Origin of the sequence: Microbispora rosea (assembly GCF_044460045.1) — a bacterium.
GTDB lineage: Bacteria > Actinomycetota > Actinomycetes > Streptosporangiales > Streptosporangiaceae > Microbispora > Microbispora rosea.
Genome location: NZ_JBITJO010000003.1, coordinates 96,032 through 122,008 on the forward strand (window position 1 = coordinate 96,032; position 25,977 = coordinate 122,008).

The window sequence follows — 25,977 nt, forward strand, 5'->3', positions numbered from 1 at the left end:
ACCCGAGCTGCGATGTTGCCGTTCGCGGGGGGAAATTCACCTATATTTCCCTGTCAGTTGGTCGGAATCCTACAGACCTGTGTCCGGGTAGCCTGATCAGCCATGACGGCAGGGCCGGCCGCGGGAGGCGGCAGACGGATCTCGGTCGCCCCCGAGCGGCTCGCCGGATGGATCGCGCGTTTCGCCGAGCGGCACGGCGCGATCGAGGCCGTCGTCCTGCCCGGCCTGGTCCGTCTCGACGCCGCCGACGGCGCGGTCGCCGAGTGCCAGGTGCCGTTCCCGCCGCTGCGCCCCTCCCGCGGGGACGAGAGCGACGGCGGGGACGACAGCGGAGACGAGGGTGAGTTCCGGCTTCCCCCGGCCGCGGCGGCGCTGGTGGCCCACGTATGCCGGGAGCGGACCGTCGGCGTGCTGCTGGCCCGGCTCGGCGGGCACGCCGCCGGCGTCTTCACCGGCGCCCGCCTCGTCACGGGCAAGGCCGGTTCGCGTCAGGTCCACGGGCGCAGCGCGGCGGGCGGGTGGTCGCAGCAGCGCTTCGCCCGGCGCAGGGACAAGCAGTCGGCCGAGGCGCTGCGGGCCGCCGCCGACGTGGCCGCCCGGGTGCTCCTGCCGAGGCTCGCGGATCTGGAGGCCGTCGTGCTCGGCGGGGACCGGCGCTCGATCGACGAGATCAGGCGCGACCGGCGCCTCGCGCCGCTGTTCGCCCTGGAGTCCGGCCCCTTCCTCAGCGTCCCCGACCCCCGGCCGGCGGTTCTGGAGGGCGCGCCCGCGCTGTTCCGCGCCGTACGTGTCCGCCTGCTCGACCCCTGACCGGCCGCGCGACGGTGGGGCACGGCCGGGGGTTTCGGCGCAGGCGCTGACGGACGGGGCGGCACTACACTTGAGCGCATGCGCACTCCCGATTGATCGCTCCCGATGCCGATCCTGACCTCATCACCCACGGGAGTGTCCCCTAAATCATGATCATCGCAACCGACATCGAACTCCGCGCCGGCTCGCGCCTGCTCATCGAGGGCGCCTCGTTCCGGGTGAACCCCGGCGACAAGATCGGCCTGGTCGGCCGCAACGGGGCCGGCAAGACCACCCTCACCAAGGTCCTGGCGGGAGAGGGCCTGCCCGCCGCGGGCACGGTCACGATCTCCGGCAGCGTCGGCTACCTGCCGCAGGACCCCCGCACCGGCGACCTGAGCGTGCTGGCGCGCGACCGGATCCTGTCGGCCCGCGGCCTCGACGAGGTGCTCCGCGAACTGCGCGAGGCCGAGACCGGGATGGCGGCCGACGACCAGCGCGTGCGCGACCGGGCGGTGCGCGCCTACGGCCGCCTGGAGGACCGCCTGCACGTCCTCGGCGGCTACGCGGCGGAGTCGGAGGCGGCCTCGATCGCATCGAGCCTCGGGCTGCCCGACCGCGTCCTCGGCCAGCCGCTGGCGACCCTGTCCGGTGGTCAGCGACGGCGGGTCGAGCTGGCCCGGATTCTGTTCTCCGGAGCGGAGACTCTCCTGCTTGACGAGCCGACAAACCACCTCGATGCGGACTCGATCGGCTGGCTTCGTGAGTTTTTGCGCTCGCACCAGGGCGGCTTGGTGATCATCAGCCATGACGTAAACCTTCTTGATGCGACGGTAAACCGGGTGCTCCATCTCGACGCCAACCGCTGCGTGATCGACACCTACAACGTCGGCTGGAAGGCCTACCTCGCCCAGCGGGAGACCGACGAGAAGCGGCGCAAGCGCGAGCGGGCCAACGCCGAGCGGCAGGCGTCCGCGCTGCTGTCCCAGGCCGACCGCATGCGGGCGAAGGCCACCAAGGCCAAGGCGGCCCAGGACATGGAGCGGCGCGCCCGGCGGCTGCTGTCCGGCGTCGAGGGGGAGCGGCGCTCCGACCGCGTCGCCAAGCTGCGCTTCCCCGACCCCGCGCCCTGCGGGAAGACCCCGCTGACGGCCCGCGGCCTGTCCAAGTCGTACGGCTCGCTGGAGGTGTTCACCGACGTCGACGCCGCGGTCGACCGGGGCTCCCGGATCGTCATCCTGGGCCTGAACGGCGCGGGCAAGACCACCCTGCTGCGCCTGTTCGCGGGCATCGAGAAGTCCGACACCGGCGAGGTCATGCCGGGCCACGGGCTCAAACTGGGCTACTACGCGCAGGAGCACGAGACGCTCGACTCCGGACGCACGGTCCTGGAGAACATGCGGTCGGCCGGGCCCGACCTGGCCGACGTCGACCTGCGCAAGGTGCTGGGGTCGTTCCTGTTCACCGGCGACGACGTGGACAAGCCCGCGGGGGTCCTGTCCGGCGGTGAGAAGACCCGTCTCGCCCTTGCGACGCTGGTGCTGTCGAGTGCCAACGTGCTGCTGCTCGACGAGCCCACCAACAACCTCGATCCGGCCTCCCGCGACCAGGTGCTGACCGCCCTCGGCTCCTACACGGGCGCGATTGTGCTGGTCACGCACGACGAGGGGGCGGTGGAGGCGCTGAAGCCGGATAGGGTGATTCTGTTGCCAGACGGAGTAGAAGACGCATGGAGCGACGAATTTTCCGATCTTGTGGCGCTTGCCTGATCTTAATTTGAGCGGGTAGGGATCTTTTCCCGCGGAGTAGGTAGCCGATCCCGTCGAAATGACTGATCATGGGCTGAGGTAACGCTGCGGAAGTCTGGCACTACAGGAGGTACTCGTGGCCGAGACTCTGAAGAAGGGCACCCGGGTGACCGGGGCCGACCGGGAAAAGCTGGCCGCTGATCTCAAGAAGCGCTATTCCGCGGGTGAGAGCATCCGCGCTCTGGCTGCTTCCACCGGCCGGTCGTACGGGTTCATCCACCGCATCCTGAGCGAGTCCGGGGTGACTCTGCGCGGGCGCGGCGGCGCGACCCGGGGCAAGTCCAAGCGCTAGAGATCCACCTCAAGACGCGCGACCGCAGCCGCTCGTTCCTGCAAGGAGGAGCGGTCGCGTCCGACTCGCCAGAACGATATTCGGTAAGCTCGGGCGCGACCGCGGGATGAACAGGAGGGCGGACGCCCGGCACGGACGGTGCGCCGCACCGGACCGGCCGTGCGAGGCGACGCCGCTCCGCACCGGACGCAGGAGCAGGGCATGGCGGAAGCGGCAATGGGGGGGAATCTGGAGCACGCCCGTGGGGCGGGCGAGGGCTCCGATGTGTCGACGATCTCGGCGGCCGAGCCGGCCGGGGTCGGACTGCGCTTCGAGGTGGACGGCGAGATCGCGACCGTCACTTTGGACCGGCCGGACAAGCGCAACGCTCAGACGTTCGCGACGTGGTCGGCCCTGGCCCGGATCGGGGAAACCCTTCCGGAGCAGGTGAGAGTGGTCGTGGTCAAAGGCGAGGGGCCGTCCTTCTCAGCCGGGATCGACCTGCGCATGTTCACGCCCGAGGGGGTGCCCGGGCAGGAATCGTTCGCGAGCGCCGCGACGCTCGGCGACACCGAGTTCGAGCAGCGGATCGCGGAGGCCCAGAAGGGCTTCCTGTGGCTGCGCAGGCCGGAGATCGTGTCGATCGCGGCCGTGCAGGGCCATGCGATCGGGGCGGGCTTCCAGCTCGCACTCGCGTGCGACCTGCGTGTCGTCGCCGACGACGTGAAGTTCTGCATGAAGGAGCCCGCGCTGGGGCTGGTTCCCGACCTGACCGGGACCAAGCCCCTGGCCGACATCGTGGGGGTTCCCCGGGCCATCGAGATGTGCCTGACCGCGCGCACCGTGGGGGCCGCCGAGGCCGTACGGCTCGGCTTGGCCGAGATCGCGGTGCCCACGCCCGAGCTGGCCCAGGCCGTGCAGGATCTGGCCGCCGCGCTGCTGGCGACCGACCGCGCCGCCGCGGCCGCCACCAAGAGGCTGCTGCAGGCCGCGCCGGGGCGCACGCTGGAGGAACAGGCCGCCGCCGAGCGGGTCGAGCAGGTGGCGCGCATCCGGGCGCTGTTCGGGGCGAGCTGAATTGCGCCGCTCAGGCCGAGCTGAATTGCGCCGCTCGGGCCGAGCTGATGGGCGGTGTTCGGGCCCGACTTATGGGCAGTGTTCAGGCCGGACTCATGGGCACTGCTCCGGGCGAACTAAGGTCGATGTCCGAGGCGAACGGACACATGCTGTTCGCTTCGAGCTGACGGCGGAATCGGGGGAGTCCTCCCACTGCTGAACGGCTGGGAGGATGTACGGCATATGGCGATGATGAACGGGGGCTACGGCTTCCAGGTGATGCGGTCCTTACGGCGTGACAGCTCCGTGACGAAGGAGCGGATCGCGCCGGGGACCGTCCGGCGCATCGCCGGCTACGCCCGGCCGTTCCGCGCCCAGATCGCCGGTTTCCTCGCGCTGGTCGTGGTCGACGCGGTCATCGTGGTCGCCAACCCGCTGCTGATGAAGGCGATCATCGATTACGGCATCACCCCCAAGCGGGTCGACGTGGTGGTGTGGCTCGCCGTGGCGATCGCGGGGCTCGCGGTGCTGGACGCCGGGCTCGGCCTGCTGCAGCGGTGGTATTCCTCACGCATCGGCGAGGGCCTGATCTACAACCTGCGCACCGAGGTCTTCGACCACGTGCAGCGCATGCCGGTCGCGTTCTTCATGCGGGCCCAGACCGGCGCGCTGGTCTCCCGCCTGAACACCGACGTCATCGGAGCGCAGCGGGCCATCACCAGCACGCTGTCGTCGGTGGTGTCCAACGTCATCAGCCTGGTCATGGTGCTCGGCACCATGCTCGTGCTGTCGTGGCAGGTCACGCTGGTCGCGCTGGTCCTGTTGCCGATCTTCATCTTCCCGGCGAAGTGGGTCGGCCGCCGGATGTCCGCGCTGACCCGCGAGCAGATGCAGCTCGACGCCGAGATGAGCTCGGTGATGACCGAGCGGTTCAACGTGGCCGGGGCCATGGTCGCCAAGCTGTACGGCAGGCCGGACGACGAGGCGCTCCACTTCGCGGAGCGCGCGGGCCGGGTCCGCGACGTGGGCGTGATCGTCGCCATGTACGGCACGGTGTTCCGCATCGCGCTCGGCCTGGTCGCCGCGCTGGCGACCGCGCTCGTCTACGGCCTCGGCGGCATGCTCGCGATCTCCGGGGCCTTCGCGCTCGGCACCCTGGTCGCCCAGTCGTCCCTGCTCATGCGCCTGTACGGCCCGCTGACCAGCCTGTCGAACGTCCACGTGGACGTAATGACCGCGCTGGTGAGCTTCGACCGGGTCTTCGAGGTGCTCGACCTTAAGCCGATGGTCGCCGAGAAGCCGGACGCGCGGCCGGTCCCCGAGGGGCCGGTCACGATCGAGTTCGACGACGTCCGCTTCCGCTACCCGGCCGCCTCCGATGTCTCGCTGGCATCGCTGGAGTCGGTGGCCCGCCCGGACACCGGGCCCTCGCAGGAGGTGCTCAAGGGCGTGTCGTTCACCGCGCACCCGGGGGAGCTGGTGGCGCTCGTCGGCCACTCGGGCGCGGGCAAGACGACCATCACGTCACTGGTGTCCCGGCTGTACGACGTGGACGAGGGGGCCGTCCGGATCAACGGCATGGACGTCCGCGACGCCACCCTGGACGGCATCAGGGACACGGTGGGAGTGGTCATGCAGGACGCCCACCTGTTCCACGACACGATCGGCAGCAACCTCCGCTACGCCCGTCCGGAGGCGACCGACGAGGAGGTCTGGGAGGCCCTGCGCGCGGCCCAGATCGCCGACCTGGTCAAGAACCTGCCGGAGGAGCTGGAGACGGTCGTCGGCGACCGCGGCTACCGGCTTTCCGGAGGGGAGAAACAGCGCATCGCCCTGGCGCGGCTCCTGCTGAAGGCGCCGCGGGTGGTGGTGCTGGACGAGGCCACCGCCCACCTGGACTCCGAATCCGAGGCCGCGGTGCAGCAGGCGCTGAAGACCGCGCTGCGCGGGAGGACGTCGCTGGTGATCGCCCACCGGCTGTCGACCATCCGCGAGGCCGACACGATCCTGGTGGTCGAGGACGGCCGGGTCGTCGAGCGCGGCCGGCATGAAGAGCTGCTGGAGCGGGGCGGCGCCTACGCCGAGCTGTACCGCACCCAGTTCACCGCCTCAGGGCAGAGCGGTTCCTGAGGCCCACGGCGGGCTGTGAGATGACGGCTCAGCGGTAGCCGAGGCGGGCGAGCTCCTCCCTGGCCACCTTCTCCACGAGCTCGGCGTCCTCGGCCGGCAGCCGCCTGCGCCAGCTCCCCGGCCGGGGGATCGCCGCGCCGTACAGCGCTATCGTGGAGATCTTGGCCTCCAGGAACGACGACACCGCGTCGATCGCGTCTCCCGGCGAGGCCACCACGTCCTCGTACCGCAGGGTGAGCAGGTGCTCGGCGGGCAGCTCGTGGCGCAGGGCGGCGCTGAGCCGTACGGCGCCGCGCCAGCGCAGGGCGCACTTGCCCGCGGGCGGCATCGCGGCCCAGCGCTCGCGGTGCTCGGCCGAGCGCACGCCGAGGAACGGATTGGGAAACTCGGCGTCCTCGCTCAGCATGTGGGGCTTGACCCAGGTCATGCAGGCGGGGTCGGCGAGCATGTCGGCGACGACGTCACGGCCGTCGCGGATGATCTGGATGAGCCGGGCGTCGGGGAACGCCTGCAGCAGCACCGGCGCGCTGTAGAGCAGGTCGGGGCTGGCGTCGCCGAACCGGGACAGCGAGCCCGGCCCGACGCAGGGTCCCGCCCCGACGATGCCGCCCGCCTCCCGGCAGGTGGCCGTGCACTCCGCGCACGCCGCCGGGACCACCTGCCACGCCTCCGCGAGCACGTCGCGCAGCACCTGCGGGGCGCCGCCGCTGCGGGCGATCGACGGCCTCCTGGCGAAGGCGTAGACGACCCGGGCCACCGGGCCCCTGCCCATGGTCACGTGGAAGCCGGGCGAGCGCTTGAGGGCACGGCCCAGCAGGTCCGCGCCGGAGTGCGGCGCCGCGACAACGAACACCGGACGGCGGACCTTGACACCGTTGACCACGAGGATGTGCGTCGGAGGTCGCATAGATACCGCTAAGTCTGACACCCTTTGAAGGGTGAGCGAGCGCTTCCCGGGCGGGGCGGGCGGTGACGCCTCGGTAACGGTCCCGAGCCTGCCGCGGCGGCTGCGGCCGGGTGACACCGTCGCGCTGGTCGCGCCGGCCGGTCCCGTCGACCCCGTACTGCTCGAGCACGGCACCGAGCTCCTGACCGGGCTCGGGCTGCGGGTCGTGCACGGGGCGTCGATCCTCGCGCGGGAGGGCTACCTGGCCGGGCCGGACGCCGCGCGGGCGGGCGACCTCCAGGACGCGTGGTGCGATCCCGGGGTGGCGGCGGTCGTCTGCGCCAGGGGCGGCTACGGCACCACCCGGCTGCTCGGGCTGCTGGACTGGGACGCCATGGCGGCGGCCGGTCCGAAGATCCTGCTCGGGTCGAGCGACATCACCGCGCTGCACCGGGCCTTCGCCGACCGGCTGGGCCTGGCGACGCTGTTCGGGCCGATGCCGGCGACGGCGACGATCGGCGGCCCGGAGGGGCCCGAGCCGGCCACCTTCGCCCACCTGCGGGAGGCCCTGTTCGAGGGCGGCACGCCCGCGCCGGTCACGGGCGACCGGGTGATCGTGCCGGGCCGGGCCGAGGGCCCGCTCACGGGAGGCAACCTCGCCCTGCTCGCCGCCCTGTGCGGCACGCCGTACGCGCTGCGCGGGCGGGGCCGCATCGTGCTGCTGGAGGACGTCACCGAGGAGCCGTACCGGATCGACCGCATGGTGACGCAACTACTGCAGGCCAGGTGTCTCGACGGCGCGGCGGGCATCGTGCTGGGATCGTGGGTGGACTGCGGCGACCCGCTGCCCATGCTGGCCGAACGCCTGGCCCCGCTGGGCGTTCCGGTGCTGGCGGGGCTGCCTGTGGGCCACGGCACACCACAGATGAGTGTGTGGTTGGAGACGAATGTGGCTATTGTTGCCGAATCGTGTTCTCTCCTGGGCATGTTCCGCGACTCGGACGCGGCAACCTGAGACCCGCCCCGGAGGCATCCGGGCGGCGGCGAAGGGATGGTGCGTTGGGACTCTTGCGGCGACTGCTCAGCCGGACGCGGCCGGACCATCCCGCCCCGAGAGCTGTCGAGGACGTCGATCTCGACTCCCTGCTGGCCCTGGTCGCCGAGACCATGGGCTATACCTGCGCGTTCGCGGCCGACGGCACCTTCCTGCGGCTGACCTCGCCCGAGCGTGAGCGGGAGGTGAACCTCGTCGGCCTGCGCCGGGAGGCCGCTCGCCGTGCCCGCGAGGACTGGCCGATGCTGGTCTCCGAGCACCTGGCGCACGCCGTGTCGGGCGAGCCGTTCGACGCCTGCAACCTCACGCCCATCAAGCCGCTGCTGCGCACGCGGGTCCACGCCGCCGACGACCCGGCCTTCCCCGACCCCTCCCGGATCATCGGCCGCCACCTCAGCGCCGACCTGATCGAGGTGCTGACCGTCGGCGCCCGCCCGGTGCGGCCGGAGGAGGCCTTCTGCTGGCCCATCCCGCCGGCCGAGGCGCTCGACGTGGCCGTCGGCAACGCCCTGACCGACGAGCGGCCCACCGTGTCGCGGCTCGACCTCGCCGGGACCGAGGTGTCGCTGCTGACCGCGCCCAGCGCGGCGGCCCACCTGCGCCGCCTGACGGCGTACATGGACGTGCCCGAGGACGGCATGCTCGCCGTGCTGCCGCACCGGGGGATGGTCGCGGTGCACCCGGTGGCCGGCATCGGCGTGGTCCGCGCGATCGAGCGCCTGCGCATCTTCGCCCACCGGGAGCACGCCGGCCGGGCCGACGGGCTGAGCCCCCACGTGTACTGGTGGCGCAGGGGCAAGCTGACCCGCATCCAGGCCGACCTCATCAGCCACGACGGGCAGACCAGGCTGGTCGTCGCGCCGCCGCCGGAGTTCGCCCGGCTCCTCGCCCGCATCGCCGGCCAGAAGTAGCCGCGCCAGAAGTAGCCGCGCCAGAAGTAGCCGCGCCAGAAGTAGCCGCGCCGGAAATCGCGTGCGGGGGGACGCCGGCCGGGGTGAGACTGGCCGGCATGACGACCGCGCGCTTCGACCGCAGACCGTACGCCGGGGCGGACGACCTGCGGGCGATGCAGGACCTCGCCGCCCGGTTGTGGTCGCCCGGGGCGACCTGGCACGTCGGCGACCTGGCGTGGGAACGCTTCCAGCACACGGGCAGGGAGCACGAGTGGCCGACCATGCTCTGGGACGCCGGTGACGCGACCGCGGCCTGGGGATGGGCCGATTCCGGCCACCTCGGTCTGGCGGCCGACCCGCGCCACCCAGCGCTGGCCGGCGAGGTCCTGGGCTGGTTCGCGGCGACGGCGCCCGCGACGGCGCCCGGGCACGTCCGGACGGTCACGGTCTCCAGCACCGAGACGCACCTGTTCCCGGCGCTCGAACGGCACGGCTATCGGCGTGCCGGCGACGGGCCCTTCTTCCTGCACATGGTCATGGACCTGGACGACGGCCTGCCCGCCCCGCGCCCGCCCGCCGGATACCGCCTGCGGACGGTGGCCGACGCCGACGTCCCGCGACGCGCCGCCGCGCACCGGGCGGCGTTCCACCCGTCGCGGGTGACCGAGGAGAGCTACCACGCGGTCCGGCGGGCCTGGCCGTATCGGCCGGACCTGGACTGGATCGCCGAGGCGCCGGACGGGAGCGCCGCGGCGTTCTGCCTGGTGTGGCTGGACGAGGCCAACCGGGCCGCCCGGATCGAGCCGGCCGGCGCCGCGCCGGGCCACCGCGGGCGCGGCCTCGCGCGGGCCGTCTGCCTGGCCGCGCTGGATGCGGCGCGGCGGGCGGGTGCACGGCGGGCGGTGGTGAGCCCGCGCGGCGACGACGCCTATCCGGCGCCCGCCCGGCTCTACCGGTCGCTCGGGTTCAGGGAGTGCGCCAGGAGCCTCGGCTACCGCCGCTCGGCGTAGCGGGTCAGCGCCAGGGCGGTGCGGATCAGGTGGATGTGGCTGAAGGCTTGGGGGAAGTTGCCGAGTTGGCGGTCTGTTGTGGGGTCGTATTCCTCGGCGAGGAGGCCGACGTCGTTGGTGAGGGCGATGAGGTGTTCGAAGAGTTCGACGGCGTCGTTGTGGCGGCCGATCATTGCGCGGGCTTCGGCGAGCCAGAAGCTGCAGGCGAGGAAGGCGCCTTCGCCGCCGGGGAGGCCGTCGACGGGGTTGTCTTCGGCGAGGGGGTAGCGCAGGACGAAGCCGTCGGTCATGAGTTCGCGTTCGATGGCCTCGACGGTGCCGATGACGCGGGGGTCGTCGGGGGGGAGGAAGCCGACGATGGGGATCTGGAGGAGAGCGGCGTCCAGTTCGCGGGAGCCGTAGGACTGGGTGAAGGTGTTGCGTACGGGGTCGTAGCCCTTGTCGCAGACCTCGGCGTGGATGCGGTCGCGCAGGGCACGCCAGCGCTCCACGTCGCCGCGCCGGCCCAGCTCCTCGATGACCCGGACCATGCGGTCGGCCGCGACCCAGGCCATGACCTTGGAATGGACGAAGTGGCGGCGGGGTCCCCGCACCTCCCACAGTCCCTCGTCGGGCTGGTCCCAGTTGTGCTCGAAGAACTCCATGACCTTCGTGACCAGGGCCCAGGCGTGGTCGTCCGGCGCCATGCCCTGCTTGCGCGCCTGGTAGAGCGCGTCGACGAACTCCCCGTAGATGTCGAGCTGGAGCTGGGTCGCCGCCCCGTTGCCGATCCGCACGGGCGTCGAGTCCTCGTAGCCCTGCAGCCAGTCGAGCGTCATCTCCGGCAGGCGGCGTTCGCCGGCCACGCCGTACAGGACCTGGACGTCCTCGGGGCGGCCGGCGATGGCGCGCAGTAACCAGGAACGCCAGGCGGCGGCCTCCTCGACGTATCCGGCGCCGGTCAGCGCGTCGAGCGTCATGGAGGCGTCGCGCAGCCAGCAGTAGCGGTAGTCCCAGTTGCGCACCCCGCCGAGATGCTCGGGCAGTGAGGTGGTCGGGGCGGCCACGATGCCGCCGGTGGGGCTGTAGGTCAGTGCCTTGAGCGTGATGAGCGAGCGGACCACGGCGTCGCGCCAGGGACCCCGGTAACCGCAACGGGAGACCCACTCCTCCCACAGGAGCCTGGTCTCGGCGAGCTGCTCCAGCGGGTCGATCCGCTCAGGCTCCGGCTCGTGGGAGGGGTGCCAGGTGAACACGAACGGCACCCGCTCGCCGGCGGCGACCGTGAACGTCGCCCGGTGCCGGTAGTCGCCCCCGTGCAGCGGGACTCCGGAGTGGATCCAGACCGAGTCGGGGCCGCCGATGGCGTGCAGGTGCCCGTTGCTGCGGCGCACCCAGGGAACGATGCGGCCGTAGTCGAAGCGGATTCGGATCTCGGTCGTCATCTCCACCGTGCCGGACAGGCCCTCCACGATCCGTACGAGATCGGGGTTGGCGTGCCGGGACGGCATGAAGTCGATCACCTTGACCGAGCCCGTGGGCGTCTCCCAGACGGTCTCCAGGATGAGCGTGTCCTCGACGTACGCGCGGCGCGTGGCCTGCTCCTGTCCCGCGGCGGCGAGCCGCCAGAAGCCGTTGGACTCGTCGCCGAGCAGCCGCGTGAAACAGGAGGGGGAGTCGAACCTCGGCAGGCACAGCCAGTCGACCGACCCGTCCATGCCGATGAGGGCGGCCGACTGCATGTCCCCGATCATGGCGTAGTCCTCGATCCGCATGCCCGTCACGCTACCGGGCGCGGGCTGTCCGCTCATCCGCGAGCGCGGTCACCTGCTCGTCGCCTCCGCCATGCCGGCGCCGCGTATCTCCCCGCTCAGGGCCAGGGCGGTGCGGATCAGGTGGATGTGGCTGAAGGCTTGGGGGAAGTTGCCGAGTTGGCGGTCTGTTGTGGGGTCGTATTCCTCGGCGAGGAGGCCGACGTCGTTGGTGAGGGCGATGAGGTGTTCGAAGAGTTCGACGGCGTCGTTGTGGCGGCCGATCATTGCGCGGGCTTCGGCGAGCCAGAAGCTGCAGGCGAGGAAGGCGCCTTCGCCGCCGGGGAGGCCGTCGACGGGGTTGTCTTCGGCGAGGGGGTAGCGCAGGACGAAGCCGTCGGTCATGAGTTCGCGTTCGATGGCCTCGACGGTGCCGATGACGCGGGGGTCGTCGGGGGGGAGGAAGCCGACGATGGGGATCTGGAGGAGAGCGGCGTCCAGTTCGCGGGAGCCGTAGGACTGGGTGAAGGTGTTGCGTACGGGGTCGTAGCCCTTGTCGCAGACCTCGGCGTGGATATGGTCGCGCAGGGCGGCCCACCGGTCGAACGGGCCGGTGCGGCCCAGCTCGGCCGCGCGGGTCAAACGGTCGAAGGCGAGCCACGCCATGACCTTGGAATGGACGAAGTGGCGGCGGGGGCCGCGCACCTCCCACAGTCCCTCGTCCGGCCGGTCCCAGTTGTGCTCGAGGAAGACCGCCCCTTTCAGCAGCAGCGACCAGGTGTAGTCGTCGGGCGCCATGCCCTGTTTGCGTGCCCGGTAGAGGGCGTTGACCACCTGGCCGTAGACGTCGAGCTGGAACTGGCCGGCGGCCCCGTTGCCGATGCGCACCGGCCGTGAGCCCTCGTAGCCCGGCAGCCAGTCGAGCGTCGTCTCCGGCAGGCGGCGTTCGCCGGCCACGCCGTACATGATCTGGTGGTCCTCGGGGCGGCCGGCGATGGCGCGCAGCAGCCACACGCGCCAGGCGTCCGCCTCCTCGAGGTATCCGCATCGCAGGAGCGCGTCGAGAGCCATCGCCGCGTCGCGCAGCCAGCAGTAGCGGTAGTCCCAGTTGCGCACCCCGCCCAGGCGCTCGGGCAGTGAGGTGGTCGGGGCGGCCACGATGCCGCCGGTGGGGCTGTAGGTGAGCGCTTTGAGCGTGATGAGCGAGCGGACCACGGCGTCGCGCCAGGGACCCCGGTAGCCGCAACGGGAGATCCACTCCCGCCACACGGCGACGGTGAGGCCGAGCTCGTCCAGGGGGTCGATGACCTCGGGCTGCGGCCGGTGCGAGGGGTGCCAGGTGAAGACGAACGGCACCCGCTCGCCGGCGGCGACCGTGAACGTCGCCTCGTGCCGGTAGTCGCCGCCCCGCAGGCAGATCGGGGAGCGCACCCAGACCGAGTCCGGGCCGCCGATGGCGTGCAGGTGCCCGCCGATCCGGCGCACCCAGGGGACGATGCGGCCGTAGTCGAAGCGGATGCGGATCTCGGTCGTCATCTCCACTGTGCCGGACAGGCCCTCCACGATCCGCACGAGGTCGGGATTGCCGGAGCGGGGCGGCATGAAGTCGACGACCCTGGCCGTCCCGGTGGAGGTCTCCCATTCGGTCGCGAGCACGAGCGTGTCCTCGACGTAGGCCCGCCGGGCGGCCCGGTCGTGCCCCGCGGCGGCGAGCCGCCAGAAGCCGTTGTGCTCGTCGCCGAGCAGCCGGGCGAAGCAGGAGGGAGAGTCGAACCTCGGCAGGCACAGCCAGTCGACCGACCCGTCCATGCCGACGAGGGCGGCCGACTGCGTGTCCCCGATCATGGCGTAGTCCTCGATCCGCATGCGCTCGCCTCCCCGCGCTCGGGTCCCCCTCAGCGCCGGGCGTGGGCCTCCTCCCCCGGCAGCGGTCCCACGCCGGCCTGCTTGGTCGGGCGCATCCGCGCCTGCCGCGGTCCGGGCCCCGGCCGTGTAATCACGACGGCTTCGTACCCGGTGGCCGGGCGGTGTCCCCGGCGGGAGCCCACAGCTTCATGAAGACCTGCGTCACCGGGCCGATCGTCACCGCGAACACCACCGTGCCGATCCCGACCGTGCCGCCGAGCAGCCAGCCCACGGCGAGCACGCCGATCTCGACGACCGTGCGGGCCAGCCGGATCGACAGGCCGAGCCGGTTGAGGCCCGTCATCAGGCCGTCGCGCGGCCCCGGGCCGAAGCCCGCGTGGATGTAGAGCCCCGAGGCGGCGGCGATGGCGACGATGCCGCCCAGCAGGAAGGCCCACTGGACCGGCCAGGCCGAGGGCGCGGGCACCAGTGCCATCACCCCGTCGGCGCTGGTGCCGACCACCAGGACGTTGCTGATCGTGCCGAGGCCGGGGCGTTGCCGCAGGGGAATCCACAGCAGCAGCACCAGCGCGCCCACCAGGTTGATGCACAGGCCGATCGACCACCCGGTGCGCACCGACATGCCCTGGTGGAAGACCTCCCAGGGGTCGAGGCCCAGCCCGGACCTGACGAGCAGGGCGATCCCGGCGCCGTACAGCGCCAGGCCGGTGTAGAGGCGGATGAGCCGCAGCGGGAGCGAACGAGGGCGGGGGAGGGACAGTTCGGTCATAGTCGGCCCATCGTGCAAGCCGGAGGGGTTGCGAGAAAAGGGCCAATCAGAGAAATTGGCCTGCATGGATCGGCATCTCAGCGCTGCCCAGCTCGCCCGGCTCGTCCGGGGCGGCGGGGCAGAAGGCGCGGCTGAAGGCGCGGCTGACGGCACGGCGAAGGGCACGGCGAAGGGCGCGGGGGACAGGCCGGAGGCCCGGCCCTACTACCGGGCGCTCGCGGAGGCCGTACGCGGCCTGGTCCTCGACGGGAGGCTCGCCGTGGGGGTGCGCCTGCCGGCCGAGCGGCACCTGGCCGAGGCCCTCGGTGTGAGCCGCACCACCGTGACCGCCGCGTACGACCGGCTGCGCGAGCAGGGCTACCTGGAGAGCAGGCAGGGATCGGGCAGCCGCGCGGCCCTGCCCGACGCGGGCGCGCTCGGGACCGACAACCCGTGGCTGGCGTCCGACGACGACGGGCTGCTGCCGCTGCACGCGGCGGCGCCCCCGGCGACCGCCCTGCTGGGCGAGGCCATCGAGGAGGCGGGCCGGGCCTACCACCGGTACGCGCTGGGCATGGGCTACCACCCGGCCGGGCTCGCGCCGCTGCGCGAGGCGATCGCCCGCAGGTACGGCGAGCGGGGGCTGCCCACCCGGCCCGAGCAGATCCTCGTCACGGCCGGGGCCCAGCAGGCCGTCCACCTGCTGATGTCGGCGTTCGCCGGGCGGGGCGACCCGGTGCTGGTCGAGTCGCCGACCTACCCGCACGCGATCGACGCGGCCCGGATGAAGGGAGCCCGCCTGGTGCCGGTCGGCGTGCAGGAGGACGGCTGGCACCTCGACCTGGTGAGCTGCGCGATGCACCAGTCGGCGGCCCGCCTGGCCTACGTCATCCCCGACTTCCAGAACCCGACGGGACACCTGATGGCCGACGCCGGCCGCGCCGCACTGGTGGAGGCGGCCCGCCGGTACGGCGTCACGCTGATCGCCGACGAGAGCTGGGCGGAGATCGTGCTGGACGAGACGGCGCGTGCGGCGCCGCTGGCCGCGTTCGACACCGACGGCCGGGTGATCAGCGTGGGCTCGGCCTCGAAGCTGTGGTGGGGCGGCCTGCGGGTCGGCTGGATCCGGGCGAGCGCCGCGACCATCCGCCGCCTGGCCGTGCTGCGGGCCGCCGTGGACATCGCGGGCGCGGTCTTCGAGCAACTGGTCGTCGCGTGCCTGTTCGAGCGGGTCGAGGAGGCGCGCGCCGAGCGCCGCCGTGCGCTCGGCGCGTCGTGTGCGGCGCTCGCCGCGGTGCTGCGGGAGGAGCTGCCCGGCTGGGCGTTCACGCCGCCGCGCGGCGGCGGCTCGCTGTGGGTGCGGCTCGACGGGCCGGTGGCGAGCTCGGTCGCCGAGGCCGCCGCCGCCCGCGGCGTGCGGCTGGCTCCGGGCCCGTGGTTCGGAGTGGACGGCACGCTGGAGCGCTACCTGCGGCTGCCGTTCACCCAGCCGCCGGCGGTGATGGAGGAGGCGGTGCGCCGCATCGCCCGCGACCCCGCCGGTTATCGCCCGCGCGAGCCGCTCACGCCGACCCTGTGAGCGGCGTTTCCGGCCCTGCCTCTGCCCGGTCCCGCTGTGCTCAGCCGGCCGCGGGCACGGACGGCACGTGGTGCTCGGCCATCATCATGCGGAGCCTGCGGACGAACAGCAGCATGAGCAGGCCCGCCGCGATCGCGGCGAGCGCGAGCGCGAGGTAGTACACGGGCATCGGCACGACCGTGGTCAGCCGGTAGGCCTGGCCGCCGACGGAGTCGCCGAGGGCCATCGAGAGGAACCACAGACCCATGAGCTGGTTCTCGAACGCCCGGGGGGCGAGCTTGTTGGTGACCGACAGCCCGGCCGGGCTGAGGAACAGCTCGCCGACGGTTTGGATGAGGTAGACCGACAGCAGCCACATGACCGAGACCTTCACCCCGCCGGAGGCGATGCCGGCCGCGACCGACATGACGACGAAGCTCAGCCCGACGAGCACCAGGCCGACCGCGAACTTGAGCGGAGTGCTGATCCTGGTGCCCGCCTTGAGGAACATCTCCGCGAAGAGGGGTGCGACGAGGATGATCGCGAGCGAGTTGACGTTGCCCACCCAGCCCGGCGGGATCGTGAAGCCGAGCACGTCCAGATTCGTGTCGTTCTTCGCGAACAGCAGCAGGGCGCTGCCGGCCTGGTCGTAGACGAGCCAGAAGATCGCGGCGGCCAGGAACAGCCACACGTACGCGTACAGGCCCTTGCGCTCCTCCGCGGTGACCTCGCGCGAGGAGAACAGGAAGGCGAAGTACGCGACCGGAACGGCGGCCGTCACGACCGTGAGCACGAGGGCGAACCGGTCCACGGTGAGCGTGCCGCTGAGCGCCCACAGGGCGAGCGCGCCCGCGCCGGTGGCGAGCGAGACGCCCGCGACGGCCTTGAAGCGCCGCTGTTCGTCCGGTGTCATGCGGTGGTCCGGCTCCTCGCCGGCGCCGTGGAGCGTGGCCCGGCCCCGCACGTACTGCGCCAGGCCGAAGGCCATGCCGAGCGCCGCCGCGCCGAAGGCGAGGTGCCAGCGGCCGCCCGTCTGCAGCCAGGGCACGACCATGATGCCGAGGAAGGCGCCCAGGTTGATGCCCATGTAGAAGATCGTGTAGCCGGAGTCGCGCCGGGCGTCGTCCTCGTTCCGGTACAGCTCGCCCACCAGCGCCGACATGTTCGGCTTGAGCAGCCCGCTGCCCAGCGCGATCAGCACGAGGCCGAGCCAGACGAACCCGCCGCCCACGGGCATCGCCATGCTGACGTGGCCGCCCATGATGACCAGGGCGCCGCACAGCACGGTCCTGCGCGCCCCGAGCAGCCGGTCGGCGAGCCAGCCGCCCGCGATGGCGAGCAGGTAGACCGAGGCGATGTAGACGCCGTAGATGCCGACCGCGGTCGTCTCCGGCAGGCCCATGCCGCCGCGTGCGACGGGCGCGGTCAGGAACAGGACGAGGATGGCGCGCATGCCGTAGTAGCTGAAGCGCTCCCACATCTCCGTGCCGAACAGCGTGGCCAGCCCCCGCGGATGGCCGAAGAACGTCCGCTCGGCCGTCGGCGGACCCGATCTTCCGGATGCCATGCGATCCCCCCGATCACGCATCGTCCCGTGTACCTTACCTGCCTTTATGTCTTGTTTGTCCGATTATGAGGGCCGCCCATAGCACAGGGCGCCGTGCTTCTCGTCGCCGGGGTCTTGTCCCCGATGATCCTGTGTGGTGCGATGCATGCCACGCGTGCGGAATACCCCTTGGGAGGCGCGATGACCGGCGTGATCGAGGAGCGGGCCGCGATCGAACAGGAGATCGCGGGCCGGACGGTGTGCGAGCAGCTCAGGTGGGCCGCGCAGGAGCATCCGGACTCGCCTGCCTACTCCGATCCCGCCGGCGACGGCTGGACGACCCTGACCTACGCCGAGGCGCGCGGGAGGGCGCTGCAGATCGCCGCGGGCTACGCCGCGTTGGGCCTGCGGCCGGGCGACGCCGTCGCGCTGATGCTGGTCAACCGCAGCGAGCACGTGCTGGCCGACCTCGGGGCCGTCCACGCGGGCGGCGTCCCCTGCTCGATCTACGCGACCTTCGCCCCCGAGCAGGTGGCGTACGTCGCCCGCGACGTCGGGGCGCGGATCGCGGTGCTCGGCGGCCCGGCCGACCTGGCCCGCTGGGAGCCGGTACTCGGCGAGCTGCCCGCGCTCACGAGGATCGTCATGCTGGAGGGCGCGCCCGAGGGCGACGAGCGCTTCCTGAGCTGGGAGGCGTTCCTGAAGCTCGGCGCCGACGCGCTGGCCGCCGACCGGGCCGCGGTGGACGCGCGCTGGCGCGCGGTGACCCCGGAGGACACGCTGGCCGTCCTCTACACCTCGGGGACGACGGGCAACCCCAAGGGTGTCCCGCTGACGCACGCCAACGTGCTGTTCGAGATCGTCACGACCCAGCGGATGATCGAACTGCCCACGCACGGCACGCAGATCTCCTACCTCACCTACGCCCACATCGCCGAGCGGGTGCTGAGTCTCTATCTGCCGCTGGTCAAGGTCAACCACGTCTACTTCTGCACGGACATGGCGAACCTCGGCGCCACGCTCGGCCAGGTGCGTCCCGTGCTCTTCTTCGGCGTCCCCCGCGTCTGGGAGAAGATGATGGCCAGGCTGCAGGCCCTGCTGGCCACCCAGCCGCCCGAGCAGCAGGAGAACGTGCGGGCGGCGATGGCCGCCGGGCTCGCGTACGTCGAGGGGCAGCAGCACGGGCACACGGTCACGCCCGAGGTGCGGGAGGCGTACGAGCGGGCCGACGCCGCGCTGCTGTCGGTCGTCCGCTCCCTGATCGGGCTCGACCAGGCCCGCTGGTGCGCGACCGCCGCCGCGCCGATGCCGGTCGAGGTGCAGCGGTTCTTCGCCGGCCTCGGCCTGAAGGTCATCGACGTGTACGGCATGACCGAGACGACCGGCGCCTTCACCGTCAACTCGCCGGAGGTCTTCAGGCTCGGCACGGTGGGCCGGGCCGAGCCGGGCGTCGAGGTGCGGATCGCCGAGGACGGCGAGATCCTCACCCGCAGCCCGCTCAACACCCGGGGCTACCTCGGCCTGCCGGAGGCCACCGCCGAGCTCCTCGACGACGACGGCTGGCTGCACACCGGCGACGTGGGGTCGATCGACGAGGACGGCTTCGTCCGCATCGTCGACCGCAAGAAGGAGCTGTTCATCACCTCCGGAGGGGAGAACGTCTCCCCGGCCGCCATCGAGGGCCACCTGAAGGAGCACCCGCTCATCGGCCAGGCTCTCGCGTACGGGGACCGCCGGCCCTATCCGGTGGCGATCCTCACCCTGGACGGCGAGGTGGCCCCCGAGTGGGCGAGGGCGCGCGGCATCGCCTTCGGCTCCCTGTCCGACCTGGCCGCGCACCCCGACGTGCTGAAGGAGGTCGAGGCGGCGGTCGAGGCCGCCAACCGCAAGCTCGCCCGGGTGCAGCAGGTCAAGCGGTGGCGGCTGCTGCCCGTCGAGTGGACGGCCGAGACCGCGGAGCTCACCCCCAGCCTGAAGCTCAAGCGCCGGGTCGTCCACGCCCGGTACGCCGAGGTGATCGAGGAGCTGTACGCGACCGGCTGATCACGAGGCGGGTCCTCGCCGCGTTGGATCCCCACCGCGCGGGATCCCCCCGCGCCGAATCCCCCCGCGCCGAATCCCCCGGCGCCGAAGCCCCTGCGCCGAAGACTCGCCGGGCCGAATCTTTACCGGCCCGGGAGTGTGTCGGGGGCGGGACGGCCCGCGGGCGTGCGTACGGTCACGGGGCATGATGAGACCTCTGCTCGCGACGCTGGTCCTCGCGACGGCGACGACGGCGGCGGCGGCCGCGCCGGCCCCCGCCTCCGGAGACCTGGCCATCCGCTCGGTCGTGGTGCGCCCGTCCGACCCCGTGGTGGGCCCGAGCGGATCGGTGCGGCTGGTCGTCGACGTGGTGGCACGCGGCGCGGACCGCGTCTCCGTCGTCCTGGAACCCGGCCGCGCCCCCGCGGAAGACGACGAGCCCGGCGAGGAGCCCGGGCCGGACGTCACCCCCTCGCCGCCGTCCGGCGACGCCGTTCCGGTGCCGTCCGTCTCCCCGGACCCGGTTGCCCCCCCGGGCGCCACCGTGCCGGCCACCGTGCCCGGCACCGTGCCCGCCGCTGTGCCTGCCGCCGTGCCCCTGCCGGGCCTGGGCGGGCTGGCGTCCGCCGTGGTGCCCGGCGTGACGGGCGCGTCACGCGACGGCAGGCCGGCCCGGCGGATCTCGTCCGGGGAGTGGGAGACCTGGCGGTTCCTTCCGGACAAGGCGCTGTCGCGGTGGTATCCGAGCGGCCCCTGGACGGTCGTCGCGACCGCGGTGAACGGGCGGGGCGAGCGGGTCGTCGCCCACGCGGGCTTCAACCTGCGCCGGGAGACCGAGATCGAGGGGCTCAAGGTGGCCCGCGAGGGGAACGGCGTGCGCGTCACCGGGACGCTGATGCGGGTCGACCCGGTCGGGAAGGTCGACTACCGGCCCTTCGCCGGGCAGCGGGTCAGGATCCGTTTCCGCCCCGAGGGGTCGTCCCGCTGGAAGACCGTCGGGGAGGCGGTCACCCGCAGGGACGGCTGGTTCACCGCCCGGGTCCGTGCGGACGGCGAGGGCGCCTGGCGTGCCGAGTACGCGGGCACCTCCCGGTACGCCGCCGATGCCAGTCCGCAACGCGAGGCGTAAACAGCCCCTATTACCACAAAAGAGATAAACGGACAAATAGGGCGTTACTCTTTTGTTATGTCTTTCCTGAACCTGTGAGGCAACTTTTCTCTCGCTTGTGACGTCTATGACGTTGGCGTACCCCAAACCGGGGGTGCGTTCCTGAACGGGGAGAGGAATAACCCTCATGGTGAAACGAGCTGCTACCACCCTGGTAGCGGTCGCCATGGGCGCCACGGCGCTCGCGACTGCGCCCGCGTACGCGGACACTGTCGCGCCTACGCCGTCGCCCACGCCGAGCCCCACCGCTGGGGACACCTTCCGCAAGCCGCACAAGCCTGACTTCCACAAGCCTGACTTCCACAAGCCGTACAAGGCCGACCCCCGCATCATCTCGGTCGACGTCGATCCCAACGTCGTCGTGGTGAGCAAGGGCCGGTCCGCCCGGGTCACCGCCCGGGTGACGACCAAGGACGTCCAGAGCGTGGACATCGACCTGTGGGGTCCGCAGGGTCACGGCGACCACGGCGGCGACCACTGGTTCGGCAAGCAGAAGAGCGGTCACAACGACGGTCCGAAGTTCGACAGCGCCTCGCGCTCGTGGAGCTTCGACTGGAGCGACCGCGCCGGCACCTACAAGGTGCACGTCGAGGCCATCGGGCTCGACGGCAAGAAGTACACCACCGACCGCAGCTTCACGGTGAAGCGCAACGAGTGGCACGCGCCGCGCCCGACGGGTCCCAAGGCGACCCGCATCGCCGGCTTCGACGCCACGCCCGAGCCGGTCCGCAAGGGCCGCTCGCTGACCCTCAAGGGCTCGCTGCAGGTCGCGCAGTGCTGGGGTGACTGGTACTACGACGGGTGGAACGACTTCTCCGGCCGCCAGGGCGGCGACCGCTTCTGCTCCGACAGCCACAACTACTGGAACAACTGGCACTGGCTGGGCTCGCAGAACGTGAAGGTCTACTTCCAGCCCTCCGGCTCCCACAAGTGGCAGTACGTCAGCACCGTCAAGACCGCCGGCGACGGCGACTTCGCCACCAAGGTCCGGGCTTTCCGCTCCGGCACCTGGGCGGTGCGGTTCGACGGCACCCGCGGGCTCAAGGGTTCCCAGGCGACCGACTACGTGAAGGTCTGGCACTAGAAGACCCGACCGCGACGCCCGGCTTCCGTGAAGGGGCCGGGCGTCGGCTTTTCTGTGACGCGCTTCCTGATTAAAGGTGACAGTTGGGGTAGAGAGGTCCCGGCATGCGCGCGAAACCCTCATAGTGAGTGAAGCGCCGCGGTCACCAACGGCGAGCACCCGCTCGCACCGCGTGTAGGGGGTCTAATTTGATCCGACTGATGCTCGCCGAGGACATGCACCTCATCCGCAAGGCGCTGGTCGCCCTCCTGTCGAGCGAGGACGACCTCGAGGTGGTGGCCGAGGCGGACAAGGGCGAGGACATCGTCCGGCTCGGCTGCCTGCGGCGCCCCGACGTCGCCGTGCTCGACATCGGGATGCCCGGCGTCGACGGCATCACCGCCGCGGCCGAGCTGCACCGCCGGCTGCCCTCCTGCAGGACCGTCGTCCTCACCGGGCTCGGGACGCCCATGGCGCTGCGCAAGGCGCTGGACGCCAACGTGCGCGGCTTCGTCGTGAAGGACGCCTCGCCGGGCCACCTCGTGGACTGCATCCGCCGCGTGTCGAAGGGGGAACGGGTCATCGATCCCGAGCTCGCGGTGGCCGCGCTCGACGCCGAGAGCAACCCGCTGACCGCCCGCGAGCTCGACGTCCTGGAGACCGCGGCCGGCGGCGCCACCGTCGGCGAGATCGCCGACCGCCTGTCGCTGTCGCGGGGAACGGTCCGCAACTACCTGTCCCGCATCCTCACCAAGGTCGGCGCCCGCTCACGCGTCGAGGCGATCCAGATCGCCTCCGAGTGCGGCTGGCTGTGGCCCGCGGCCGGCCGCGACCTCGGCATTCTCCGCTACCGCCCCCGCCGGTAGCCTCCCCGGGCCCTCCCAGTGGCCCACCAGGTCGGCGTACAGCGGTGAGGAGGCCACCATCTCCTCATGCGTGCCGAGCAGGACGCGAGTGCCGTCCATGACCAGCACCCGCCGGGCCCGCAGGGCCGAGGAGATCCGGTGCGCCACGACGATCACGGTGCCCCCGCGCGCCGCGAAGGCCGCCTCCGCCCGGGCCTCCGCCGCGGGGTCGAGATGGCAGGTCGCCTCGTCCAGCACGACCAGCCGGGCGGGGGACAGGTAGGTCCTGGCCAGCGCGACGAGCTGCCGCTCGCCCGCGGACAGCTCGGCCGGGTCGAGCGGGCCGCCCGCGGTGCGCCGCGCGAGCTCCGTCAGCCCGAACGCCGCCACGGCCTCGTCCACCCGCTCGGGAGGCGTCCCCGGCGCGAGGTACGTCAGGTTCTCCGCCAGGGTGCCGGGGAAGACGTACGCCTCCTGGGGGATCAGCGCGCGGGCGGCCGGGCGGACCCGCGCGGCCGGGACGCCGCCGACGAGGACCTCGCCGTCGTCCGGGGTCAGCAGGCCGGCGACGAGCGCGGCCAGCGTGGACTTGCCGATCCCGCTCGGGCCGACGACCGCCAGGTGGTCGCCCTCGGGCACGTCGAGGTCCAGGCCGTCGATCACCGGCTCGGGGGCCTTGTGCCCTGCGGCGCCGTAGGCGAAGCGCACTCGGCGCAGCTCCAGCCGGACCCCGCCGGGTTCCCTGTCGCCGTGCGGCACGGGCGGGCCGGGCGCGTGCAGGATGCGCTCCAGCGTGACGGCCAGCCGGACGCCGCTGACGCCGAGGCCCTGGACCAGGCCGCCGAGCGCGGGGGAGAGCGACTGCATCACGTAGGTCAGCGAGCCGAGGATCACCCCGCCGGTGACCCCCTGGCGCACCAGCCAGGGCGCGCCGGCCAGCAGGAGCACCACCGGCAGCCACGCTCCCACCGCCAGCGACAGCGTGCGCGACGCCGTCACCCGGGCCAGCGCCCGCGCGGCCCTCGCCTGCCGGGAGACCTCCCGCCCAACGCTCGCCGCGACCCGGGCCTCACCGCCGCACGCGGTCACGTCCCGCAGGCCGCCCGCCATCGCGGCCACCGCGGCGGCCGTACGCTCGTCGGCGACGATGAACTCGCGCTGACGCCGGGCCAGGGCGGGCAGGGAGACGAGGAACAGGCCGAGCCCCAGGGCCACCGGCGCCAGCACGAGCGGGACGATCTCCGGGGCCAGGGTCGTCAGCCCGACCGCCACGCCGGCCACCGTGAACACGAAGGTTCTGACCACCGTGATGATCGCGCCGAAGGCGTCCCTGGCCAGCTCGACCTGATGGTTCATCCGGGCGACCGCCGCGCTGTCGCCGCCCCGCCCGGCGCGCAGCGCCCCGGTCACCACACGCTCGAGCAGGTCGTCGCGGAACGGCTCGACGATCCCCGCGATGAGCAGCAGCACCTGCCGGGCGGCCACCGCGGCCACCCCCCACGCGGCGGCCAGCACGCCCAGCCACATCAGGCCGGCGCCGGGCCGCCCCGCGGCGAAGCCGTCGTCCACGGCCCGCGCGATCGCGTACCCGCCGGTCAGCGCGGGCAGGGCCTCCGCCACCGACCAGCAGGCCAGCCACAGCAGCCGGGAGGGTTCGCGCCGCAGCGCCCCCACGACCAGCCGCCCGGCGGCCGCTCCCGGCCGCCCTCCCCCGGGTGCGCGGCGCTTCACGAGGCCTCCTCGGCGCGGAAGACCGCGCGGTAGCCGGGGTCGTGCCACAGCCGCTCGTGCGTGCCGGCCGCGCGGACCCGCCCGTTCTCCAGCCACACGACCTGGTCGGCCTGCGCCGCCGTCGTCACGCGATGGGCCACCACCAGCCGGGTGCGGTCGGACAGGCTTCCGGTGAGCGCCCGCCCGACCTGCCGCTCGGTCACCGTGTCCAGGCTCGACATGGCGTCGTCCAGGATCAGCAGCCGACCGGCCTGGGCGAACGCGCGGGCCAGGCCGATCCGCTGGGTCTCGCCCCCGGACATCGGCGCCTCGCCGACCGGGGTGTCGTACCCGAGCGGCAGCCGCCGGATGAAGGCGTCGGCGCGGGCGGCGCCCGCGGCCGCCCGCGCCGCGTTCTCGTTACGCTCCCCGGCGTCGTCCGCCGGGCCGAGGCCGAAGGCGACGGCCTCGCCCAGCGTCTCGCCGAACAGCGCGGGCCGCTCGAACGCGTATCCGACGGCGCGGCGCAGCGGCTCCCGCCCGATCTCACGCAGGGGCACGCCGTCCAGCAGGACAGCGCCGCGTTCGGGATCGACGAGCCGGCCGGCGACGGCGGCCAGCGACGACTTGCCCGAGCCCGAGCGGCCCACCACGGCCGTGCACGTGCCGCCGGGCACCACCAGGGTGACGCCGCTCAGCAGTCGCACGCCGTCGGCCCGCACGGTCACGTCACGCAGTTCCAGGGTGCCCGGGCCCGGCGGCAGCGGCCGGTCCCCGTACGCCGGGGGCGGCACGGCGAACAGCTGCTCCAGCCGCTGGGCGGCCGACCGGGCGCGGGCGATGCGCGCCGCGTACCCGAGCGCCGACCCCAGGCCCGCCCCGAGCACGACGTAGCGCGCGGCGGCGAGCAGTTCCCCGACGGTGAGGCCGCCGGCCGACAGGCGCAGCCCGCCGACGGCGAGCACGGCGATCTCCAGAAGCGGGACGACGACGGCGGCCTGGACGCCGGCCCGCGCCTGCAGGCGCCACAGCGCCAGGCCGTGGGCGCGCAGGCGGGGGAGCGGGGCGAGCACGCGCGCCGCCTCCCGGTCCTCGGTTCCCGCCGCGGTGATGGTGCGGGCCCCGGCGAGCGCGCCCACCAGCATGCCCGCGATCTCCCCCTGGGCCTGCTGGTAGCCGCCGGAGGCCGCCGTGGTCCTGCGCATGAACGCGCGCAGCACGGCCACGATCAGGAGCAGACCGGCCACCAGCGTGACCGCGAGCCACGGGTCGATCAACGCGAGGGCGACGACGCTGCCGGCCGCCGGAACGACCAGCGTGGCGGCGGTGACGACGGCCTCGGGGGTCCGCCCGGCCTCCTCCACGTTCACCCCGGCGCGGGTGACGATCTCACCTGGCGTGAAGTGACGGGTCATGCCGGCGCCGACGGACAGGGTGTGGGCCACCACCCGGGAGCGCAGCCACTGCGCCGCCCGCGCCCCGCTCACCCCGGCCGCGAGCACGCCCAGCGCGTCACACGCGACGACCAGCGCGACCAGCAGGGCGGCGGTCCCGAGCGCGCCGGTGAGCCCGAACCCGGCTTCGGCCCCCGCTCCATCCCGCGCCCCGATCCGCACCACGGCGTCGACGGCGCGGCCGAGCGCCGCCGGGAGCAGCAGGTCGGCCGCGGCGCCCAGCAGCGCCGTCGCCGCGAGCACCGCGAGCCAGGGGCCGCCGCGCCGTACGGCCCGCGCGATCAGCAGGTCCGCCGGACGTGAGCTCACCGGATCCTCCAGAGGTGAAAGGCCGGACAGGACAGACGGGGACGGCTCCCGCGGCCGGCCG

At 72.9% G+C, this 25,977-nt stretch carries 20 protein-coding genes; 13 read left to right on the top strand and 7 right to left on the bottom strand.

What is annotated here, in order from left to right; all coding sequences use genetic code 11:
- The first annotated feature begins 102 nt into the window (after positions 1 to 102).
- The 5 genes from ACIBK1_RS12905 (at position 103) to ACIBK1_RS12925 (ending at position 6,054) form a co-directional block, all read left to right on the top strand.
- Positions 103 to 810 carry an acVLRF1 family peptidyl-tRNA hydrolase gene (locus tag ACIBK1_RS12905; RefSeq protein WP_357317927.1) on the top strand — a complete coding sequence of 236 codons (708 nt, stop codon included), beginning with the start codon at positions 103 to 105 and terminating at the stop codon, positions 808 to 810.
- A 149-nt stretch (positions 811 to 959) separates the two neighbouring features.
- Complete coding sequence (locus ACIBK1_RS12910) at positions 960 to 2,558, top strand: ABC-F family ATP-binding cassette domain-containing protein (RefSeq protein WP_396734578.1); 1,599 nt, start codon at positions 960 to 962, stop codon at positions 2,556 to 2,558.
- A 115-nt stretch (positions 2,559 to 2,673) separates the two neighbouring features.
- Complete coding sequence (locus tag ACIBK1_RS12915; RefSeq protein ID WP_030507271.1) at positions 2,674 to 2,889, top strand: helix-turn-helix domain-containing protein; 216 nt, start codon at positions 2,674 to 2,676, stop codon at positions 2,887 to 2,889.
- Positions 2,890 to 3,090: 201 nt separating this feature from the next.
- The gene (locus tag ACIBK1_RS12920) at positions 3,091 to 3,945 is read left to right on the top strand and encodes an enoyl-CoA hydratase/isomerase family protein (protein ID WP_396734581.1); all 855 of its coding nucleotides are present in this window, start codon (positions 3,091 to 3,093) and stop codon (positions 3,943 to 3,945) included.
- A gap of 222 nt (positions 3,946 to 4,167) precedes the next feature.
- Positions 4,168 to 6,054 (top strand): ABC transporter ATP-binding protein, encoded by a 1,887-nt coding sequence (locus ACIBK1_RS12925; RefSeq protein WP_030507269.1) that lies wholly within the window; start codon positions 4,168 to 4,170, stop codon positions 6,052 to 6,054.
- A 28-nt stretch (positions 6,055 to 6,082) separates the two neighbouring features.
- Here the strand turns inward: ACIBK1_RS12925 and ACIBK1_RS12930 are convergent, their stop codons facing one another.
- Positions 6,083 to 6,961: a sulfotransferase family protein gene (locus ACIBK1_RS12930; protein ID WP_030507268.1), complete on the bottom strand. Its 879-nt coding sequence runs from the start codon at positions 6,959 to 6,961 to the stop codon at positions 6,083 to 6,085.
- Positions 6,962 to 6,992: 31 nt separating this feature from the next.
- Between ACIBK1_RS12930 and ACIBK1_RS12935 the strand changes: the two genes are divergently transcribed.
- The 3 genes from ACIBK1_RS12935 to ACIBK1_RS12945 all read left to right on the top strand — a co-directional run bounded on the left by ACIBK1_RS12935 (position 6,993) and on the right by ACIBK1_RS12945 (position 9,897).
- The gene (locus tag ACIBK1_RS12935) at positions 6,993 to 7,955 is read left to right on the top strand and encodes a S66 peptidase family protein (protein WP_081903425.1); all 963 of its coding nucleotides are present in this window, start codon (positions 6,993 to 6,995) and stop codon (positions 7,953 to 7,955) included.
- Positions 7,956 to 7,999: 44 nt separating this feature from the next.
- Positions 8,000 to 8,905, top strand: a complete 906-nt coding sequence (locus tag ACIBK1_RS12940) for a hypothetical protein (RefSeq protein WP_396724347.1) — start codon at positions 8,000 to 8,002, stop codon at positions 8,903 to 8,905.
- A gap of 98 nt (positions 8,906 to 9,003) precedes the next feature.
- Positions 9,004 to 9,897 carry a GNAT family N-acetyltransferase gene (locus ACIBK1_RS12945; protein ID WP_396734586.1) on the top strand — a complete coding sequence of 298 codons (894 nt, stop codon included), beginning with the start codon at positions 9,004 to 9,006 and terminating at the stop codon, positions 9,895 to 9,897.
- On the opposite strand, the gene ACIBK1_RS12950 is transcribed toward ACIBK1_RS12945, so the two are convergent.
- From ACIBK1_RS12950 to yczE, 3 genes are all read right to left on the bottom strand, one after another.
- Entirely contained in the window at positions 9,879 to 11,651 is a 1,773-nt protein-coding gene (locus tag ACIBK1_RS12950; RefSeq protein ID WP_396734589.1) for a glycoside hydrolase family 15 protein, read from the bottom strand. The two genes, ACIBK1_RS12945 and ACIBK1_RS12950, sit on opposite strands and share 19 nt — an antisense overlap.
- A 48-nt stretch (positions 11,652 to 11,699) precedes the next feature.
- Positions 11,700 to 13,526, bottom strand: coding sequence for a glycoside hydrolase family 15 protein (locus ACIBK1_RS12955; RefSeq protein ID WP_396735989.1), 1,827 nt, complete (start codon positions 13,524 to 13,526; stop codon positions 11,700 to 11,702).
- A gap of 97 nt (positions 13,527 to 13,623) precedes the next feature.
- Entirely contained in the window at positions 13,624 to 14,262 is a 639-nt protein-coding gene (gene yczE, locus ACIBK1_RS12960; protein ID WP_030507263.1) for a membrane protein YczE, read from the bottom strand.
- A 64-nt stretch (positions 14,263 to 14,326) separates the two neighbouring features.
- Here yczE and yczR point away from each other — a divergent pair, with 64 nt between their 5' ends.
- The gene (gene yczR, locus ACIBK1_RS12965) at positions 14,327 to 15,820 is read left to right on the top strand and encodes a MocR-like transcription factor YczR (RefSeq protein ID WP_396734592.1); all 1,494 of its coding nucleotides are present in this window, start codon (positions 14,327 to 14,329) and stop codon (positions 15,818 to 15,820) included.
- Positions 15,821 to 15,860: 40 nt separating this feature from the next.
- Here yczR and ACIBK1_RS12970 read toward each other — a convergent pair whose 3' ends face one another.
- The gene (locus ACIBK1_RS12970) at positions 15,861 to 17,366 is read right to left on the bottom strand and encodes a peptide MFS transporter (RefSeq protein WP_081903423.1); all 1,506 of its coding nucleotides are present in this window, start codon (positions 17,364 to 17,366) and stop codon (positions 15,861 to 15,863) included.
- A gap of 180 nt (positions 17,367 to 17,546) precedes the next feature.
- On the opposite strand from ACIBK1_RS12970, the gene ACIBK1_RS12975 reads away from it, so the two are divergent.
- From ACIBK1_RS12975 to ACIBK1_RS12990, 4 genes are all read left to right on the top strand, one after another.
- The gene (locus tag ACIBK1_RS12975; protein WP_396734595.1) at positions 17,547 to 19,388 is read left to right on the top strand and encodes an AMP-dependent synthetase/ligase; all 1,842 of its coding nucleotides are present in this window, start codon (positions 17,547 to 17,549) and stop codon (positions 19,386 to 19,388) included.
- Positions 19,389 to 19,572: 184 nt separating this feature from the next.
- Positions 19,573 to 20,496 carry a hypothetical protein gene (locus tag ACIBK1_RS12980; RefSeq protein ID WP_030507259.1) on the top strand — a complete coding sequence of 308 codons (924 nt, stop codon included), beginning with the start codon at positions 19,573 to 19,575 and terminating at the stop codon, positions 20,494 to 20,496.
- Between the two features lie 166 nt (positions 20,497 to 20,662).
- The gene (locus ACIBK1_RS12985; RefSeq protein ID WP_156080859.1) at positions 20,663 to 21,619 is read left to right on the top strand and encodes a hypothetical protein; all 957 of its coding nucleotides are present in this window, start codon (positions 20,663 to 20,665) and stop codon (positions 21,617 to 21,619) included.
- Between the two features lie 188 nt (positions 21,620 to 21,807).
- Positions 21,808 to 22,464, top strand: coding sequence for a response regulator transcription factor (locus tag ACIBK1_RS12990; protein ID WP_030507257.1), 657 nt, complete (start codon positions 21,808 to 21,810; stop codon positions 22,462 to 22,464).
- Here ACIBK1_RS12990 and ACIBK1_RS12995 read toward each other — a convergent pair.
- Positions 22,366 to 24,174 (bottom strand): ATP-binding cassette domain-containing protein, encoded by a 1,809-nt coding sequence (locus ACIBK1_RS12995; protein WP_081903422.1) that lies wholly within the window; start codon positions 24,172 to 24,174, stop codon positions 22,366 to 22,368. The two genes, ACIBK1_RS12990 and ACIBK1_RS12995, sit on opposite strands and share 99 nt — an antisense overlap.
- Positions 24,171 to 25,916: an ABC transporter ATP-binding protein gene (locus tag ACIBK1_RS13000; protein ID WP_396734601.1), complete on the bottom strand. Its 1,746-nt coding sequence runs from the start codon at positions 25,914 to 25,916 to the stop codon at positions 24,171 to 24,173. The genes ACIBK1_RS12995 and ACIBK1_RS13000 overlap by 4 nt, the downstream gene beginning before the upstream one ends.
- Between the last annotated feature and the right edge of the window lie 61 nt (positions 25,917 to 25,977).